This window comes from Pantoea sp. UBA5923 (genome assembly GCF_002431095.1).
Classification (GTDB): Bacteria; Pseudomonadota; Gammaproteobacteria; order Enterobacterales; family Enterobacteriaceae; genus Pantoea; species Pantoea piersonii.
Genome location: NZ_DJDN01000036.1, coordinates 19,582 through 33,812, shown reverse-complemented (window position 1 = coordinate 33,812; position 14,231 = coordinate 19,582). Strand labels below are relative to the sequence as shown.

Below are 14,231 nucleotides of genomic sequence, written 5' to 3'. Positions count from 1 at the left end.
ATGCAGGAAGAAAAAGCGATTCACAAAGTATCTGTTGTTATTCCGGTCTACAACGAAGAAGAGAGCCTGGCGGAGCTGGTGCGCCGTACGGATGCGGCCTGCAGCTTGATTGGCCTGGATTATGAAATCTTGCTGGTGGACGACGGCAGCGCCGACCGCTCCGCCCAGATGATCAACGATGCCGCCGATATGCCCGGCAGCCATGTGGTCGGCGTATTGCTGAACCGCAACTATGGTCAGCACTCGGCGATAATGGCGGGTTTCAGCCATGTTTCAGGTGACCTGATCATCACGCTGGATGCCGATCTGCAAAACCCGCCGGAAGAGATCCCGAAGCTGGTGCAGGCGGCGCAGCAGGGGTATGACGTGGTCGGCACCGTTCGTCAGAACCGCCAGGATAGCTGGTTCCGCCGCCGCGCCTCGCGCGCCATCAACCATCTGATTCAGCGCGTTACCGGCAAAGCGATGGGCGATTACGGCTGTATGCTGCGCGCCTATCGTCGTCATATTGTCGATGCGATGCTTAACTGCCACGAGCGCAGCACCTTTATTCCTATTCTCGCCAACACCTTCGCGCGCCGCACTATTGAGCTGCCGGTTACCCACGCCGAGCGTGAGTTCGGCGACTCCAAATACAGCTTTATGAAGCTGATTAACCTGATGTACGACCTGGTGACCTGCCTGACCACCACGCCGCTGCGTCTGCTGAGCATTATCGGCAGCCTGATCGCGCTGGCTGGTTTCGCCTTCTCGCTGGTGTTGATTGTGCTGCGTCTGTTCCTCGGCGCCAGCTGGGCGGGCGACGGTGTGTTCATGCTGTTCGCCGTACTCTTTATTTTTGTCGGCGCGCAGTTTATCGGCATGGGCCTGCTTGGCGAATACATCGGCCGTATCTATAACGATGTCCGCGCGCGTCCCCGCTACTTTATCCAGCGTGTTATTCACCCACAGCAAAAAGCTTCTTCTGTACAGGAATCCGAGTAATGAAAACCATCGTCTTCGCCTACGCCGAAATGGGCTGTGCGGGCATTAGCGCGCTACTGAAAGCCGGTTATGAAATCAGCGCCATCTTCACTCATGCTGACACCTCGCCTGAAAGCCATGCGTTTCCCTCCGTGGCGCGCCTGGCGGCGGAGCAGGGCATTCCGGTTTACGCACCGGAAGACGCCAGCCATCCGCTGTGGGTCGATCGTATTAAAGCGATGCAGCCTGACTTTATTTTCTCCTTCTATTACCGCGCGCTGCTGAGCGACAGCATCCTCAAGACCGCCCGGATTGGCGCTTTTAATCTGCATGGCTCGCTGCTGCCGAAATACCGCGGCCGCGCGCCGCTTAACTGGGTGCTGGTAAATGGCGAAACGGAAACCGGCGTGACGCTGCACCGCATGGTGAAGCGCGCCGACGCTGGCGATATCGTCGTTCAGCAGCGCGTGGCGATTGAGGAGCAGGACAACGCTCTGACGCTGCACCGCAAGCTGGTCGCCTGTGCGACGGAGCTGCTGGATGGCGTATTACCGGCGATGAAGCGCGGCGACATTTCCGCCACGCCGCAAAACGACAGCGAAGCCACGGTGGTCGGCCGCCGCACGCCAGAAGACGGGCGTATCAACTGGGAATGGCCTGCGCAGTCGGTGAACAACCTGGTGCGCGCCGTGACCGATCCCTGGCCGGGTGCATTTGCCTTCGCCGGTACGCTGAAGTTTGTGGTATGGAAAGGGCGCGTACATGCGGATGCGCCAAAAGCGAAGCCGGGTACGGTGCTGTCGGTCGATCCTTTCCTGATCGCCTGCGGCGAAGGCGCGCTGGAAGTGCTGACCGGACAGAGTGATAACGGCGTCTATATGAACGGCAGCCAGCTGGCGCAAAACCTCGGCATGGTGCCGGGCGCGCTGCTCTACTCGCAGCCGGTCGCCGCGATCAAACGGCGCACCCGCGTGTTGATTCTTGGCGTTAACGGCTTTATCGGCAATCACTTAACTGAACGCCTGTTGCAGGATGATAACTTTGAGGTGTACGGGCTGGATATCGGGTCTGACGCCATCAGCCGTTTCCTCGATCAGCCGCGCTTCCACTTTGTTGAAGGCGATATCAGCATTCACTCGGAGTGGATTGAATACCACATCAAGAAATGCGATGTGGTGCTGCCGCTGGTGGCGATCGCCACGCCTATTGAGTACACCCGCAACCCGCTACGCGTGTTCGAACTCGATTTCGAAGAGAACCTGAAGATCATCCGCGACTGCGTGAAGTATAAAAAGCGCATTATTTTCCCGTCCACTTCAGAAGTGTACGGCATGTGCACCGACAACCATTTTGACGAGGATAGCTCTAATCTCGTGGTCGGCCCGATCAACAAACAGCGCTGGATCTACTCCGTATCAAAACAGCTACTGGATCGCGTTATCTGGGCATACGGCGAAAAAGAGGGATTACGCTTCACCCTGTTCCGTCCGTTTAACTGGATGGGGCCGCGTCTCGATAACCTGAACGCTGCCCGTATCGGCAGCTCACGCGCTATCACCCAGCTGATCCTTAATCTGGTGGAAGGTTCGCCCATCAAGCTGATCGACGGCGGTGCGCAGAAACGCTGCTTCACCGATATTCGTGACGGTATTGAAGCGCTGTTCCGCATCATTGAAAACAAAAACGGCAACTGCGACGGCCAGATCGTTAATATCGGCAATCCGGACAATGAAGCCAGCATCAAAGAGCTGGCTGAGCATCTGCTGGCGAGCTTCGAACGCCATCCGCTGCGTGACCGTTTCCCGCCGTTTGCCGGTTTCCGCGAAGTCGAGAGCAGCAGCTACTACGGGAAGGGCTATCAGGACGTAGAGCACCGTAAGCCGTCGATCAAAAACGCACGCCGTCTGCTGAACTGGACGCCGACGGTAGAGATGGATACCACCATCGACAACACGCTGGACTTCTTCCTGCGCACCGTTGAGCTACAGGACAAGCCATGAAGAAAGTCGGTTTGCGCGTCGATGTGGACACCTGGCGAGGTACAAAGCTGGGCGTTCCGGCGCTGCTGGAGCAGTTCAGTCTGCATCAGCTGCAGGCCAGCTTCTTTTTCAGCGTCGGGCCAGACAACATGGGACGCCATCTGTGGCGACTGATGAAGCCGCGCTTTTTGTGGAAGATGCTGCGCTCACGCGCAGCCTCGCTCTACGGCTGGGATATCCTGCTGGCCGGCACCGCCTGGCCGGGCCGGGATATTGGGCGCGGGCTGGCTGACATTATTCGCGCCACGGCTGAGCATCACGAAATTGGCCTGCATGCCTGGGACCATTTCGCCTGGCAAACCTGGGCGGGCGTCTGGTCGCAGGCGAAGCTGACTGAGCAGATCGCGCGGGGCAAAGCGGCGCTGGAGGCGATAACAGGTGACACTGTCACTTGTTCGGCGGTGGCGGGCTGGCGCGCCGATACGCGCGTGGTCGACGCCAAAGAACCGTTTGGCTTCCTCTATAACAGCGACTGCCGCGGCATCGGGCCCTTTATTCCGCAGCTTAGCGACGGCAGCAAGGGTACGGTGCAGGTACCGGTTACGCTGCCGACCTGGGACGAAGTGGTCGGTCAGCAGATCAGTGCGGCAGGCTTCAACGACTTTATCCTCGAACAGATGCTGGCTGTTACCGGCTCGCCGGTTTACACCATTCATGCCGAGGTTGAAGGCATTGTTGGATTATCTGCTTTCGCGGAACTGCTGAAACGCGCAGAAGATCAGGGTATCCGCTTCTGCCCGCTCAGCGAGCTATTGCCCGCCGATCTCAGCACGCTGCCGCGTGGCAGCGTCGTCCGCGGTCACATCCCCGGACGCGAAGGCTGGCTGGGCTGTCAGGGCTGAACGTAACGGTAATTATTTGCACAGGAAACATGGATGCGTACAGGCACTAAAACCGCGCTGCTGCTGGCGCTCTTCGCGCTTTATTACCTTATCCCGATTGAATTTCGTGCTTTATGGCAGCCGGATGAAACGCGCTATGCCGAAATCAGCCGCGAAATGCTCGCGGGCGGCAACTGGGTGGTGCCGCACTTTTTCGGTTTACGCTACTTTGAAAAACCGATTGCCGGTTACTGGGTAAATAATATCGGCCAGTTCATTTTTGGCCATACTCTTTTCGGCGTGCGCGCAGGGGCGATTTTCAGCACCACCTTTAGCGCGCTGCTGCTCTACTGGCTTGGCAGACGCATGTTCGCCAGCCGGGCAATCGCGCTCACCGGCGGCCTTATTTTTCTGACTTCGCTGCTGGTATATGGTGTCGGAACCTATGCGGTGATCGATCCCATTTTACTGCTGTGGCTGGTGGCGGCGATGTGCAGCTACTGGCTGGCGGCGCAGGCGAGCACCACGCAGCAGCGGCTCGGCGGCTATCTGCTGCTCGGCGCCGCCTGCGGCATGGGCTTTATGACCAAGGGCTTTCTGGCGCTGGCGGTACCGGTGCTGGCAATCGTGCCCTGGGCTATCTGGCAGCGTCGCTTCGCTGAACTGTTGCGCTGGGGATTATTGACCATCGTAACGGCGCTGTTAATCAGCGCGCCCTGGGCGCTGGCGATCAATCGGCAGGAAGGGGATTTCTGGCACTACTTCTTCTGGGTCGAGCATATACAACGGTTTGCCGAAGCCGATGCGCAGCATAAAGCACCGTTCTGGTATTACCTGCCGGTATTGCTGGCGGGCTGTATGCCGTGGCTGGCGCTGCTTCCTGGCTCGCTGAAAGCGGCGTGGCGGCAGCGCGGGCAAGAGCCGGGCGCGGCTTATCTGTTGTGCTGGGTAGTGATGCCGCTGCTGTTTTTCAGCATCGCAAAAGGCAAATTGCCCACCTATATTCTGCCTTGCTTCGCGCCGCTGGCGCTGCTGATGGCGCGCTATGCCCACGGCAGCAGCGCAGCTCTGGGCAAAGTTTTTAAGATCAACGGCTGGATCAACCTGCTGTTCGGTCTGATCGCGACGGTCGCGGTCGTGGCATTCCTTGCGCCGTGGGGGCTGGCACACCATCCGCTCTACGCCAGCGACGAGAAGATGCGCGTGGTCTGGGCGGCAGGGGCGTTTGTCTGCTGGGGCGTGGTGGGCTGGCTGAGCCTCCGGCCGCGCGATAACCGCTGGCAGCTGGCGGCACTCTGTCCGCTGGCGCTGGCGCTGCTGGTTGCGTTCGCTATTCCACAGAAGGTGCGCGACTCGAAACAGCCGCAGAGTTTCGTCAGCGCGGTAAGCGAGCGGCTGGCGGGCAGCCGCTATCTGCTGGCGGACAATCCGGGCGTCGCCTCGGCGATCGCCTGGGAGCTGCGGCGCAGCGATATTACCCTCTATGACGCTAAAGGCGAACTGCAATATGGCCTCAGCTATCCCGATGCGCAGCCGCGCTATGTGGATGGCAGCGCCTTCGCGGGCTGGCTGCAGGAGCATCGTCGCACTGGCAAGGTATCCGTGGTGATGATGCTCGATTCTGGCCAGAAGGAACCGGATGCGGGCCTGCCGAAGCCGGATGAGGTTTATCGTCAGGGGCGGCTGGTTTATTACGGCTACGACGAAAAACCATGAATCTGCTGCTGATTATGCTGGTGAGCCTGCTGAGTTGCGCAGCGCAGCTGTGCCAGAAACAGGCGGCCACCCTCGGCGCGCGCCAGGGCAAAAAACGCCTGCTGATGTGGATCGCGTTAAGCCTGCTGCTGCTTGGCGTCGCGATGCTGGTGTGGCTCTGGGTGCTGCGTCTGGTACCGGTCAGCGTGGCCTATCCGATGCTCAGCATTAATTTTGTGCTGGTGGCGCTTGCCGCGCGTCTTATCTGGCGGGAAAGCTACACGCTGCAGCAGTGGATCGGCACGCTGGCGATCGTCGCTGGCGTGGCGCTGATAGGGAGCCACCTGTGAAAGGCCTTGGTCTGGCGCTGTGCTCTGTTTTGCTGGTGACGCTGGCTCAGCTGGTATTACGTCTGGCGATGCGGGACTTTCCACCCGCCGCTGAATGGCTGAACCTCGACTGGGTACAGCATAGCAAGCCGCTGGTATTGCTCTGTATCGGGCTGGGAGCCTATGGGCTTTCTATGCTTTGCTGGATGCTGGCGCTGCGTCATTTGCCGCTTAACCGGCTCTATCCGCTGCTTAGCCTGAGCTATGTGCTGGTGTGGCTGGCTGCGGTTCTGCTGCCGGTCTTCGGCGAACCGTTCCGTTGGAGCGGCCTCGCGGGCGTGCTGCTGATCGTGCTGGGTCTGGTCATTATCTCTGTTCCACGCCGCAAGGCCAGGTTATAGCAGGCAGATGCCATCCGTACCGGCAATACAGTTACGGCCCGCCTTTTTAGCGACGTACAGCGCCTCGTCGGCGGCAAGCTTCAGCGAGTCAGGCGAGTCTCCGGAAGAGGAAGCGCTGATCCCGGCGCTCAGGGTAACGATTTTTTCCGGCAGTTCGCTCGCCCCATGAGGCAGCGCCGCCCGGCGAATGGCCTCCAGCGCCCGGTGCGCCACGTTCTCCGCATCCCGGGCCTTTGTGCCCGGCAGGATAATCGCAAACTCCTCCCCGCCATAGCGGGTCACCCGGTCGGTACTGCGTAGCGGAAGGTGCTTCAGCACCGCCGCCACCTCCTGCAGGCAGCGATCGCCAGCGATATGCCCATACTCATCGTTATAACGCTTGAAGTAATCCACATCGAACATAATCAGAGAGACCGGCGAGGCGGCGCCCTCGAGGCTCTTCTCCAGATAAAAATCGAACTGTCGCCGGTTGCCCAGTCCGGTTAAGCCGTCCAGCATCGCCAGGTCGCTGAGCGTGCTGTTGAGTCGCGTTAGCTCATCCTGCGAGCGCATCAGCGCCTGCTGGCTCTGCTGGTTGGCATGCAGCTGCCGAAGCACCAGAAAGCCGAACAGCAAAACCAGCAGCCACGTAAAAATATTAACGCTGATGCCGGTGATATTGCTCATCCACCAGGCGTGCCGGATCGCCCGGGTTTCATAGCCGACAGCCACCACCAGAGGATAACGCTCCAGTCGGGCGTAGCCGAAAAGACGCTCCTGTCCGTCAAGGCGGCTGTTCCAGGTGGCGCTGCCGATGCGGTACTGGCTCAGCAGGCGGGTAAAGAGCGGGCTGGAGGAGAGGCTGCGGTTGAGCACGCTGTCAGGGAAAGGGCGGGCATAGAGAAGAAGGCCCTCCGTGTTCATCAGCGCCAGCAGATCGCCAGGGCTCTGTTCATACCAGCCGTAGAACTGGCGAAAAAAGGCGACCTTTACCGAGCCGAGCGCTACGCCACGAAAATTACCTTCAGCATCATTCAGCCGCAGAGAAACCGGAATGACCAGCTCATCAGCGCTGCGGCTGCGGATAACCTTTCCGATATGAACGCCCGCATCTGCGTGGCCGCGGTGCCAGATAAACGACTCCCGGTCGGCATTATTCATCCTGGTGTCATGCTGGTCGCGGGAGGTGGCCAGCCAGTTGCCCTCTTTATCATAAACAAACAGGCCAGCCAGCTGAGGCAGAGGAAGAGCGAGTCCGGCGAGAATGCCACGTCCGCCGCTGTACGCCTCCGGGTGGCTAAAGATCGGGTCTGTCTGGCGGGCTATTTCATCCAGCGCAATATTGACCTGCAGGAAAGTATCCTGCGCCTGCCGCGACAGAGAGAGCGACTGGTTGCGGGCCTGGACGGAGACGTCCTGAAGCCGGTTCTGCCAGGATCGCCATAATGCCCAGCTGCATGCCGTCACGATAAACAGGCTAATAAAAAGCAGAAACAGCAGCACAAAGCGCTCTGTTCTTCTGGTGCGGGGTGATGGCAAAGTCTCTCTCCAGTAAAACAGAGGGTTATCAGTAAAAGGTAGCAGTAAAAAGCGGACCTGCAGGCCGGTACGCAGACAGGCGGCCGATGAAAGGGCACTTCTCTTGCCGTTTGTCATAGCCGAAGCCACAGCGCTTTGCGTTAGGGCTCGTTCTAAGGTGGTCAATTTTAAAAAGAGGTGACTATGGAATTTCAACAGATGCGCATCGCAAGGCCTGTAAGCCTGCTCAGCAAAAGTTGTGAAATGTACTGCGACGGCCTGGGCCTGAAAAAAATCGGTGAATTTAGCGATCATGACGGGTTCAGCGGATGCATGTTAGGCCGGGAGGATTTAGCCTGGCATCTTGAATTCACGCAGTGTCACCATCATCCGGTGACGCCTTCGCCGTCGGCCGAAGACCTTTTAGTATTGTATGTGCCTGACAAAGGACGCTGGGAAAAGCGCTGCGCAACAATGAGTCATGCCGGTTTTGTCAGAGTGGAATCTTTTAATCCTTACTGGGAGCAAAAAGGCATCACTTTCAGGGATATTGATGGTTACAGGGTCGTAATTCAGAACATGCGCTGGGGCGATAATTAACCCGGTATGCCGGCTACGTTTCTGTCGTAACGACACGCTGACCCGCCGTCAGAGCTATGAACAGAAGCAGAGCGGCCTGATGCTTCAGCTCACCAGCCCTTTTACGGATGCGCTGCTGATCCGGGGTTCACAGGCGAAAGAGTCCATGGTGGCGGGCGCGGTGCTGGCGCAGCAGCGGGCGCAGCGGGAGCCGTGGGCGGTGAGCGCGCTGAGCCAGATGGCGGCAGGGCTGGCTGGCGGGATAGCATCGGATTCGGCGCTGAGAGGCGGTGCCGGGGCGGTGGTTGGTAAGAATGCGGTTGAGAATAATTATCTGAGCAGTCTGGAGAAAAGCCTTCAGACAGAGCTTTACCACAAACAGAACCTGACGCCAGAGGAACAGCAGGATCGGGATGCGCTAAATCATAAGGATGCAGAGAGCAGCCTTACGCTGATTAACGCCTGCATGGAAGGGGATGAAAAAGCCTGTAGGGCAGCCCGTCAGGATGCACTGGAGAAGCAGAGTACCTATAAGAATTTAAGTTACCAGAACACGAAGGAATCCCAGGTCGGTTATCAGCAGATACAGCAGTTATTGAACAGTACCAATGCGGCAGCGAAGCAGGCGCAGGAACTATATAACGGCATGGTCGCTGCGTATGTACGCACTGGAATGAGCGAGGAAGCAGCCAAATCTGCGGTGGGTTATCAGCTTGGTGCGATATATATTGCCGAAGGTATTACAAGTATTGGTTAAGGGAAAGCGATTGAGGAAGGGCTAACTCCGGGAGTAAAACCACATACATCCCCAGCGAATTCTGGGGGGAACGCATCTAAGCCATCTTCTAAAAATTATTCCCGGGTTGAGGGTGGGGGCAGTGGTACACAAACAAGCCAGAACAGAATCAATGTGAATGCTGATGGAAGCATAAGCATTAATTCTGGCTGTAGTGGTCAATTATGTGTCAGCGCTAATGGACCAAATCATGCTGCTTATTATTTAACAAATAAAAGACAAGATGGCAGTGTTGTTGTTTTTGAGGTGGATGCGGTTCTCCATAAAAAATAATGGAAGCTGCAATCCCACAAAGACCTCTCCCGGGCGTACCTAAAGATCCAAGCGCTCCAAAGATAGTAGACCCGACAAAAGGGCAACCTAGTGTATCATTAGAGTTGCCTAAATTATGGAATAGATTAACAGAGCAAAGTTCGTCGAAGGCTCGAGTGCTAACAAAATAGGAGTTTTTGGATGAATTTGGAAAATAAATATCAGGAATTACTCAATGCCATCTTTAATGGCGAAAAAGATATTGCCATTTTTGTTGTGGATGGAAATCATTATTATCTTTTTGATAGTAAGGATAACTACTGCATTGATGTTAGGCCAGAGTATAAATCCTATATTGCTAAAGGGTGGCTAAAAGAGTCTCTTTATGACGAAGCCATAAAATCATTTAGAAGTGGCGTTCCTGTATTAAATAAAGAAGCCTTTAAAGATTATATAAATAAAAATGGTATTTCTTTTTACTCATCTGACTGGATGAAAGGGTTTTTTGTTTCAGGGCGAAATAATGCGGAAATTGTTAAATTTTACACTTATATTGAAAGGTTTTTATCTACTTTAACAGAGCCTGTTGCAACAGAGTGGGACGCTTGGAAAATGCGCCTGCCTAAATTCTATATTAATTTTGATAAAAAAATATATCGACATACTGACTGGGATAGAGGCCATGAAGCTTTAGTACCGTCTGACTGGAATGCTCAGGCAAACAATGATTTTGGTTTATTGGTCCCAGATAAAGAGCAATACTGGCTTATTGATGGTATGAATTTTTGGAAATTACAAATGTGATTTTAAGTCCCAGCCCTTTGGCTGGGATTTTACTTATTACTGCACGATACAAATCCTGATGTTCAGTTGTGAGGCGATGCCTTTGTAAACTCACATGGTTTGCTAACATCCTTAGCAAGAAGAGTATGGCATCTAACGCAACGCATACCACTCTTTATGCTTCAACGGATTCATCGCCGCGCCAATGATATCGGAAATCACATTCACCAGGATCACCAGACCGCCAACCACCATTACACCTGCTGAAATGGCCGCGTAATCCTGCTGGCGGATAGCGTTAATTAACCAGCGGCCCAGACCAGGCCAGTTAAATACCACTTCGGTAATCATCGCCAGCGTCAGCATGGTGGAAAACTGTAAGCCCAGACGCGGGATCACGGGCGGCAGCGCATTGTGCAGCACATGCCGACGGATCACGGTAAAACGCGACAGCCCGCGCGTGGCGGCTGCCTTAACGTAGTTTTTATCCATCACTTCGCTGGTGCTGGCACGCAGCAGGCGCATCACCTCGGTGGCGGGAGCGACCGCCAGCACAATCACCGGCAGGATCATATGCGTCAATACGCTCACCAGCATCTCGTGACGCCACGGCGAGGGGCTAAGCCAGGCGTCCACCAGCGCGAGGCCGGTAATGTTTTGCACCGGATAGAGCAGGTCAAAACGTCCGGAGACCGGCAGCCAGCCGAGCGTCAGCGAGAAAAACAGGGTAAACAGCAGCGCCAGCCAGAATACCGGCATGGAGAAGCCGAGCAGCGCCAGCGCGCTAATCACCTTATCCTGCCATTTATTACGCATCACGCCCGCGCAGATGCCCAGCGGAATCCCGGTTAACAGCGCGAGTACAAACGCCAGCACGCAAAGCTCCAGCGTGGCGGGAAACACCTCTCGCAGTTGCAGGCCGATCTCCTGGCCGTTGGTGCTGGAGACGCCGAAATCAAACTGCAGCATACCGCTGAACCAGAACCACCAGGCATCGAACAGCGAGGCGCCTTCCAGCGGCGCGTTGGGGGTGAAATAGCTCAGGCTGAAGCCCACCAGCGACAGCAGAAACAGCGTAATCACCAGCAATAACAGACGACGCAACATATAGATGATCACTTACGGCTCCTCGCGCTCATCACGGTAAACTCCGGCAAAAGAGGTGTTGCCGAACGGACTTAACACCAGGCCTTTAATATCGTGGCGATAGGCCTGCAAACGCAGCGAAGAGGCGAGCGGCAGTACAGGTAAATCGCGCGCCAGCATCTGCTGCGCCAGATGATAGTTATCAATTCGACCCGCAAGCTGCTGCGACAGCAGCGCTTTCTGCAACGCTTCATCGAAGCCAGGAGAACACCAGTGCGCGTAGTTGGTCTGCGAGCGGATCGCCGCGCAGCTTAGTAACGGACGGAAAAAACTGTCTGGATCGTTACTGTCGGTCGCCCAGCCGGTTAGCGTCAGATCGTGGTTCATCGACATCAATTGCGCTTCCTGAAAACGGCCCTCTACCGGCGCAATGCTGACTTTCACGCCCACCTGCGCCAGATCCGCCTGCAGCAGTTCCGCCATTTTCAGCGGGCTGGGATTCCAGGCTTGCGAAGCGGAGGGCACCACCAGACGCAGATGCAGATCGGTAATGCCCAGCGATTCGAGTAGCGCGCGCGCTTTTTTCGGGTCGTATTCAGTAACGCGCGCTTCGCTATCATATGCCCATGAGGCACGCGGCAGCACTGAGGCAGCGGTTTCCGCCGTACCGTAATAGATCGACTCCATCAACCGTTCGTTGTTGATCGCCAGCGCCAGCGCATGACGTACTTCCGGTCGATCGAGCGGAGGTTTACGGGTGTTAAACGCCAGATAGGCGATATTCATCCCTGGTCGCAGCGTCATACGTAAACGAGGATCGTCGCGCAGGATTGAGATCTGGCTCGCGGCGGGATAGGCGAGCACATCGCATTCGCCAGTCAGCAATTTGGACATACGGCCGGTGCCGCCTGCGCCCAAATCGATCACCGCCTGCTGCAGGCGCGGCACCCCTTTCCAGTAGGCAGGGTTACGTGCCAGCCGGATATATTGCCCGGCGCGATACTCGCTGAGCTGATAGGGGCCAGTACCGACCGGCTGGCGATCCAGCTCTTCCTGGCGGCCGCTGCGAGTCAGCTGGTCAGCATACTCCGCTGAGAGGATTGGCGCGTAGTGAGTCGCCAGATGCCAGAGGAACGACGCGTCAGGGCTATTGAGCCGGATCTCAACCGTATTGCTGTCGAGCTTTTTTACGCTCTGCACAGAATCAGCAAACTGCAGGCTGTCGAAGTAGGGGTAGCTGCCGCCATTGACGTTATGCCACGGGTGGTTGCGATCAAACATTCGCCCGAAACTGAACACCACGTCATCGGCGTTCATCGCGCGCGTGGGCGTAAACCACGAAGTATGTTGAAACGAGACCTTGCTGCGCAGGTGAAAACGGTAGGTTGCGCCGTTATCGCGCACTTCCCAGGCGGAGGCGAGGTCGGGCACCAGACGATAGGTATAGGGATCGACATCCAGCAAGCGGTCATACAGCTGCGCGGCGAGCGTATCCACGGCGAGGCCGCTGCTTGCCATCTGCGGATTGAAGGTACTCAGCGTGCCGTTAACGCAGTAGACAAAGCCGCTGTGGCGGATATCGCGGTTCTCTGCCGACCAGGCAGAGACGCTTAATACGCTGAGAATAAGCATCAGCGACGGGATTAGTTTTGACATAGAACTCAACGGTGTCCGGGCAATAGGCTGAGTGTATCGCAAAGGGGACGATGACCCAAAACATGGCGGCGCGGCTGCAGGTAATTTCGCCATCCAGAAGAGTAAAGACACACCATTAGCATGGTAATGAGAAAAATTCTCAATTAGCGCTTTACAAGTGAGAACAAGAATGATTATTATTTCATTGCGCTTCAGCGGTGGCTCTACTGATGAAGCGCACGACATTGCTCACATTGCTTCCAGTATTGTTGCCCGCGTAAGCGGGCTTTTTTTTGTTTTCCCCGCTAGCTTTGGCGCTGCGCCTTCAGGCCCGTTTGTAACCGATTTCTGAAAAAATATCCCGCATTAGCATCAATACCCTCGTTCATGGCGCACTGGCTAAACGGTTACAGTAACTTATTCCTTTAAGCATGGGATTAGCTCAGGCCAGTACTTTATCTAATAAATTAAGTGGCTGATACTTAGTAAGGTTAATGGAAAGAGTAATTAAAAGATAAATAAGCCATGAGGAATAAACAATTATTTAAATAATACTCCAGTTTTGGAGTGAAAATTTATGCTTCGTGATCGGAGTAATTAAACGCTCAACGTGCATCCTCAACGAAGCGGAGTTACCTTATTTGGTTGTTAATCAATTTCAATTGCCAAGGGCTGTTGCTCTTTAGTCAGAAAGAAAACGTCGATGCCGGAAGTTGAGAGTTAAGCATAAGATGAAATGGCTGGTGATTATTATTTTGTTGTTGCCTCTTGCTATGTGCGCGGCGAATCCTCATGATGATAAAGAGCAGGTTGCCTACAGAAAGATTAAGATGGCGATTCATAAAAATAATAGCAATCATATTGCGCTATCTGAATATGACGAAGTTTTGAATTATATATCGAAAGGGAAGTCTCAGTGGATAAGTCTTTATCCTGAGCTAATAAAGCCTCCATTCCTGGGAGTTGCCTATTTTCAGGAAGGACTCAATATATCAATGGCTTATGCTTTAGCTGAAAATCCAGCGGAGGTATTAAAATTTGTAGACATTAATAATGTAGATGGTATTTGTGGTGCGCCATTTATTGAGCCAACGCAGCAGGAGCTTAACTCATATTTTATAAAAGCCAGAGCGGCGCTTATGGCGACAAGCTCAAAGAATACATGGAAAAGCAGATGTCTGATGAGATTAGATCGAGAAAAGAAAACATACAGTACTCTCGCGAGTGAATAAACATAAGAATTTTAGGGGAGCTTCTACGCCGAAATGCTTTAATAAAAGGTGTAGAAAATTTTAGGGAAAAAGTCGAAGAAATGATGCGACTTATCCAGAAACCAGAGGGTTTTATAGAGAAAG

Annotated in this window: 14 protein-coding genes; 11 read left to right on the top strand and 3 right to left on the bottom strand. The window is 55.1% G+C overall.

The genetic code is table 11. The annotated features are described in order from the left end of the window. From arnC to arnF, 6 genes are read left to right on the top strand one after another with little or no spacing between them, the layout of a single operon-like run. On the top strand, positions 1-984 hold the full coding sequence (arnC, locus tag B3797_RS09230; protein WP_311784418.1) for an undecaprenyl-phosphate 4-deoxy-4-formamido-L-arabinose transferase: 984 nt from the start codon (positions 1-3) through the stop codon (positions 982-984). Continuing rightward, positions 984-2,963, top strand: a complete 1,980-nt coding sequence (arnA, locus tag B3797_RS09225; RefSeq protein WP_311790935.1) for a bifunctional UDP-4-amino-4-deoxy-L-arabinose formyltransferase/UDP-glucuronic acid oxidase ArnA — start codon at positions 984-986, stop codon at positions 2,961-2,963. The genes arnC and arnA overlap by 1 nt, the downstream gene beginning before the upstream one ends. Then, positions 2,960-3,844 (top strand): 4-deoxy-4-formamido-L-arabinose-phosphoundecaprenol deformylase, encoded by an 885-nt coding sequence (gene arnD, locus B3797_RS09220; RefSeq protein WP_311790934.1) that lies wholly within the window; start codon positions 2,960-2,962, stop codon positions 3,842-3,844. The genes arnA and arnD overlap by 4 nt, the downstream gene beginning before the upstream one ends. 33 nt (positions 3,845-3,877) lie before the next feature. Continuing rightward, the gene (gene arnT, locus B3797_RS09215; protein WP_311790933.1) at positions 3,878-5,539 is read left to right on the top strand and encodes a lipid IV(A) 4-amino-4-deoxy-L-arabinosyltransferase; all 1,662 of its coding nucleotides are present in this window, start codon (positions 3,878-3,880) and stop codon (positions 5,537-5,539) included. Then, positions 5,536-5,868 carry a 4-amino-4-deoxy-L-arabinose-phosphoundecaprenol flippase subunit ArnE gene (arnE, locus tag B3797_RS09210; RefSeq protein WP_311784414.1) on the top strand — a complete coding sequence of 111 codons (333 nt, stop codon included), beginning with the start codon at positions 5,536-5,538 and terminating at the stop codon, positions 5,866-5,868. The genes arnT and arnE overlap by 4 nt, the downstream gene beginning before the upstream one ends. After that, on the top strand, positions 5,865-6,248 hold the full coding sequence (gene arnF, locus B3797_RS09205) for a 4-amino-4-deoxy-L-arabinose-phosphoundecaprenol flippase subunit ArnF (protein WP_311790932.1): 384 nt from the start codon (positions 5,865-5,867) through the stop codon (positions 6,246-6,248). The genes arnE and arnF overlap by 4 nt, the downstream gene beginning before the upstream one ends. Here arnF and B3797_RS09200 read toward each other — a convergent pair. After that, positions 6,243-7,766, bottom strand: a complete 1,524-nt coding sequence (locus tag B3797_RS09200; RefSeq protein ID WP_311790931.1) for a sensor domain-containing diguanylate cyclase — start codon at positions 7,764-7,766, stop codon at positions 6,243-6,245. The two genes, arnF and B3797_RS09200, sit on opposite strands and share 6 nt — an antisense overlap. A gap of 183 nt (positions 7,767-7,949) precedes the next feature. On the opposite strand from B3797_RS09200, the gene B3797_RS09195 reads away from it, so the two are divergent. The 3 genes from B3797_RS09195 to B3797_RS09185 all read left to right on the top strand — a co-directional run bounded on the left by B3797_RS09195 (position 7,950) and on the right by B3797_RS09185 (position 10,176). Further along, positions 7,950-8,345: a VOC family protein gene (locus tag B3797_RS09195; protein WP_311790930.1), complete on the top strand. Its 396-nt coding sequence runs from the start codon at positions 7,950-7,952 to the stop codon at positions 8,343-8,345. Between the two features lie 79 nt (positions 8,346-8,424). Continuing rightward, complete coding sequence (locus B3797_RS09190) at positions 8,425-9,081, top strand: VENN motif pre-toxin domain-containing protein (RefSeq protein ID WP_311790929.1); 657 nt, start codon at positions 8,425-8,427, stop codon at positions 9,079-9,081. Positions 9,082-9,573: 492 nt separating this feature from the next. After that, positions 9,574-10,176, top strand: a complete 603-nt coding sequence (locus tag B3797_RS09185; RefSeq protein ID WP_311790928.1) for a hypothetical protein — start codon at positions 9,574-9,576, stop codon at positions 10,174-10,176. Between the two features lie 132 nt (positions 10,177-10,308). Here the strand turns inward: B3797_RS09185 and sapB are convergent, their stop codons facing one another. Together sapB and sapA are read right to left on the bottom strand one after the other, a co-directional pair. Then, positions 10,309-11,274 carry a putrescine export ABC transporter permease SapB gene (gene sapB, locus B3797_RS09180; RefSeq protein ID WP_120454159.1) on the bottom strand — a complete coding sequence of 322 codons (966 nt, stop codon included), beginning with the start codon at positions 11,272-11,274 and terminating at the stop codon, positions 10,309-10,311. Continuing rightward, positions 11,275-12,897, bottom strand: a complete 1,623-nt coding sequence (gene sapA, locus B3797_RS09175; RefSeq protein WP_311784404.1) for an ABC transporter substrate-binding protein SapA — start codon at positions 12,895-12,897, stop codon at positions 11,275-11,277. 169 nt (positions 12,898-13,066) lie between these two features. Between sapA and B3797_RS09170 the strand changes: the two genes are divergently transcribed. Beyond that, a complete protein-coding gene (locus B3797_RS09170) occupies positions 13,067-13,228 on the top strand; it encodes a hypothetical protein (protein ID WP_311790927.1) in 162 nt (53 codons plus the stop codon). Between the two features lie 379 nt (positions 13,229-13,607). After that, positions 13,608-14,108, top strand: a complete 501-nt coding sequence (locus tag B3797_RS09165) for a hypothetical protein (RefSeq protein ID WP_311790926.1) — start codon at positions 13,608-13,610, stop codon at positions 14,106-14,108. Positions 14,109-14,231 lie beyond the last annotated feature (123 nt).

Coding starts and splice junctions, on each gene's coding strand:
- arnC (WP_311784418.1), top strand. CDS start 1: ATGCAGGAAGAAAAAGCGATTCACAAAGTATCTGTTGTTATTCCGGTC.
- arnA (WP_311790935.1), top strand. CDS start 984: ATGAAAACCATCGTCTTCGCCTACGCCGAAATGGGCTGTGCGGGCATT.
- arnD (WP_311790934.1), top strand. CDS start 2,960: ATGAAGAAAGTCGGTTTGCGCGTCGATGTGGACACCTGGCGAGGTACA.
- arnT (WP_311790933.1), top strand. CDS start 3,878: ATGCGTACAGGCACTAAAACCGCGCTGCTGCTGGCGCTCTTCGCGCTT.
- arnE (WP_311784414.1), top strand. CDS start 5,536: ATGAATCTGCTGCTGATTATGCTGGTGAGCCTGCTGAGTTGCGCAGCG.
- B3797_RS09195 (WP_311790930.1), top strand. CDS start 7,950: ATGGAATTTCAACAGATGCGCATCGCAAGGCCTGTAAGCCTGCTCAGC.
- B3797_RS09190 (WP_311790929.1), top strand. CDS start 8,425: ATGCTTCAGCTCACCAGCCCTTTTACGGATGCGCTGCTGATCCGGGGT.
- B3797_RS09185 (WP_311790928.1), top strand. CDS start 9,574: ATGAATTTGGAAAATAAATATCAGGAATTACTCAATGCCATCTTTAAT.
- sapA (WP_311784404.1), bottom strand. CDS start 12,897: ATGTCAAAACTAATCCCGTCGCTGATGCTTATTCTCAGCGTATTAAGC.
- B3797_RS09170 (WP_311790927.1), top strand. CDS start 13,067: ATGATTATTATTTCATTGCGCTTCAGCGGTGGCTCTACTGATGAAGCG.
- B3797_RS09165 (WP_311790926.1), top strand. CDS start 13,608: ATGAAATGGCTGGTGATTATTATTTTGTTGTTGCCTCTTGCTATGTGC.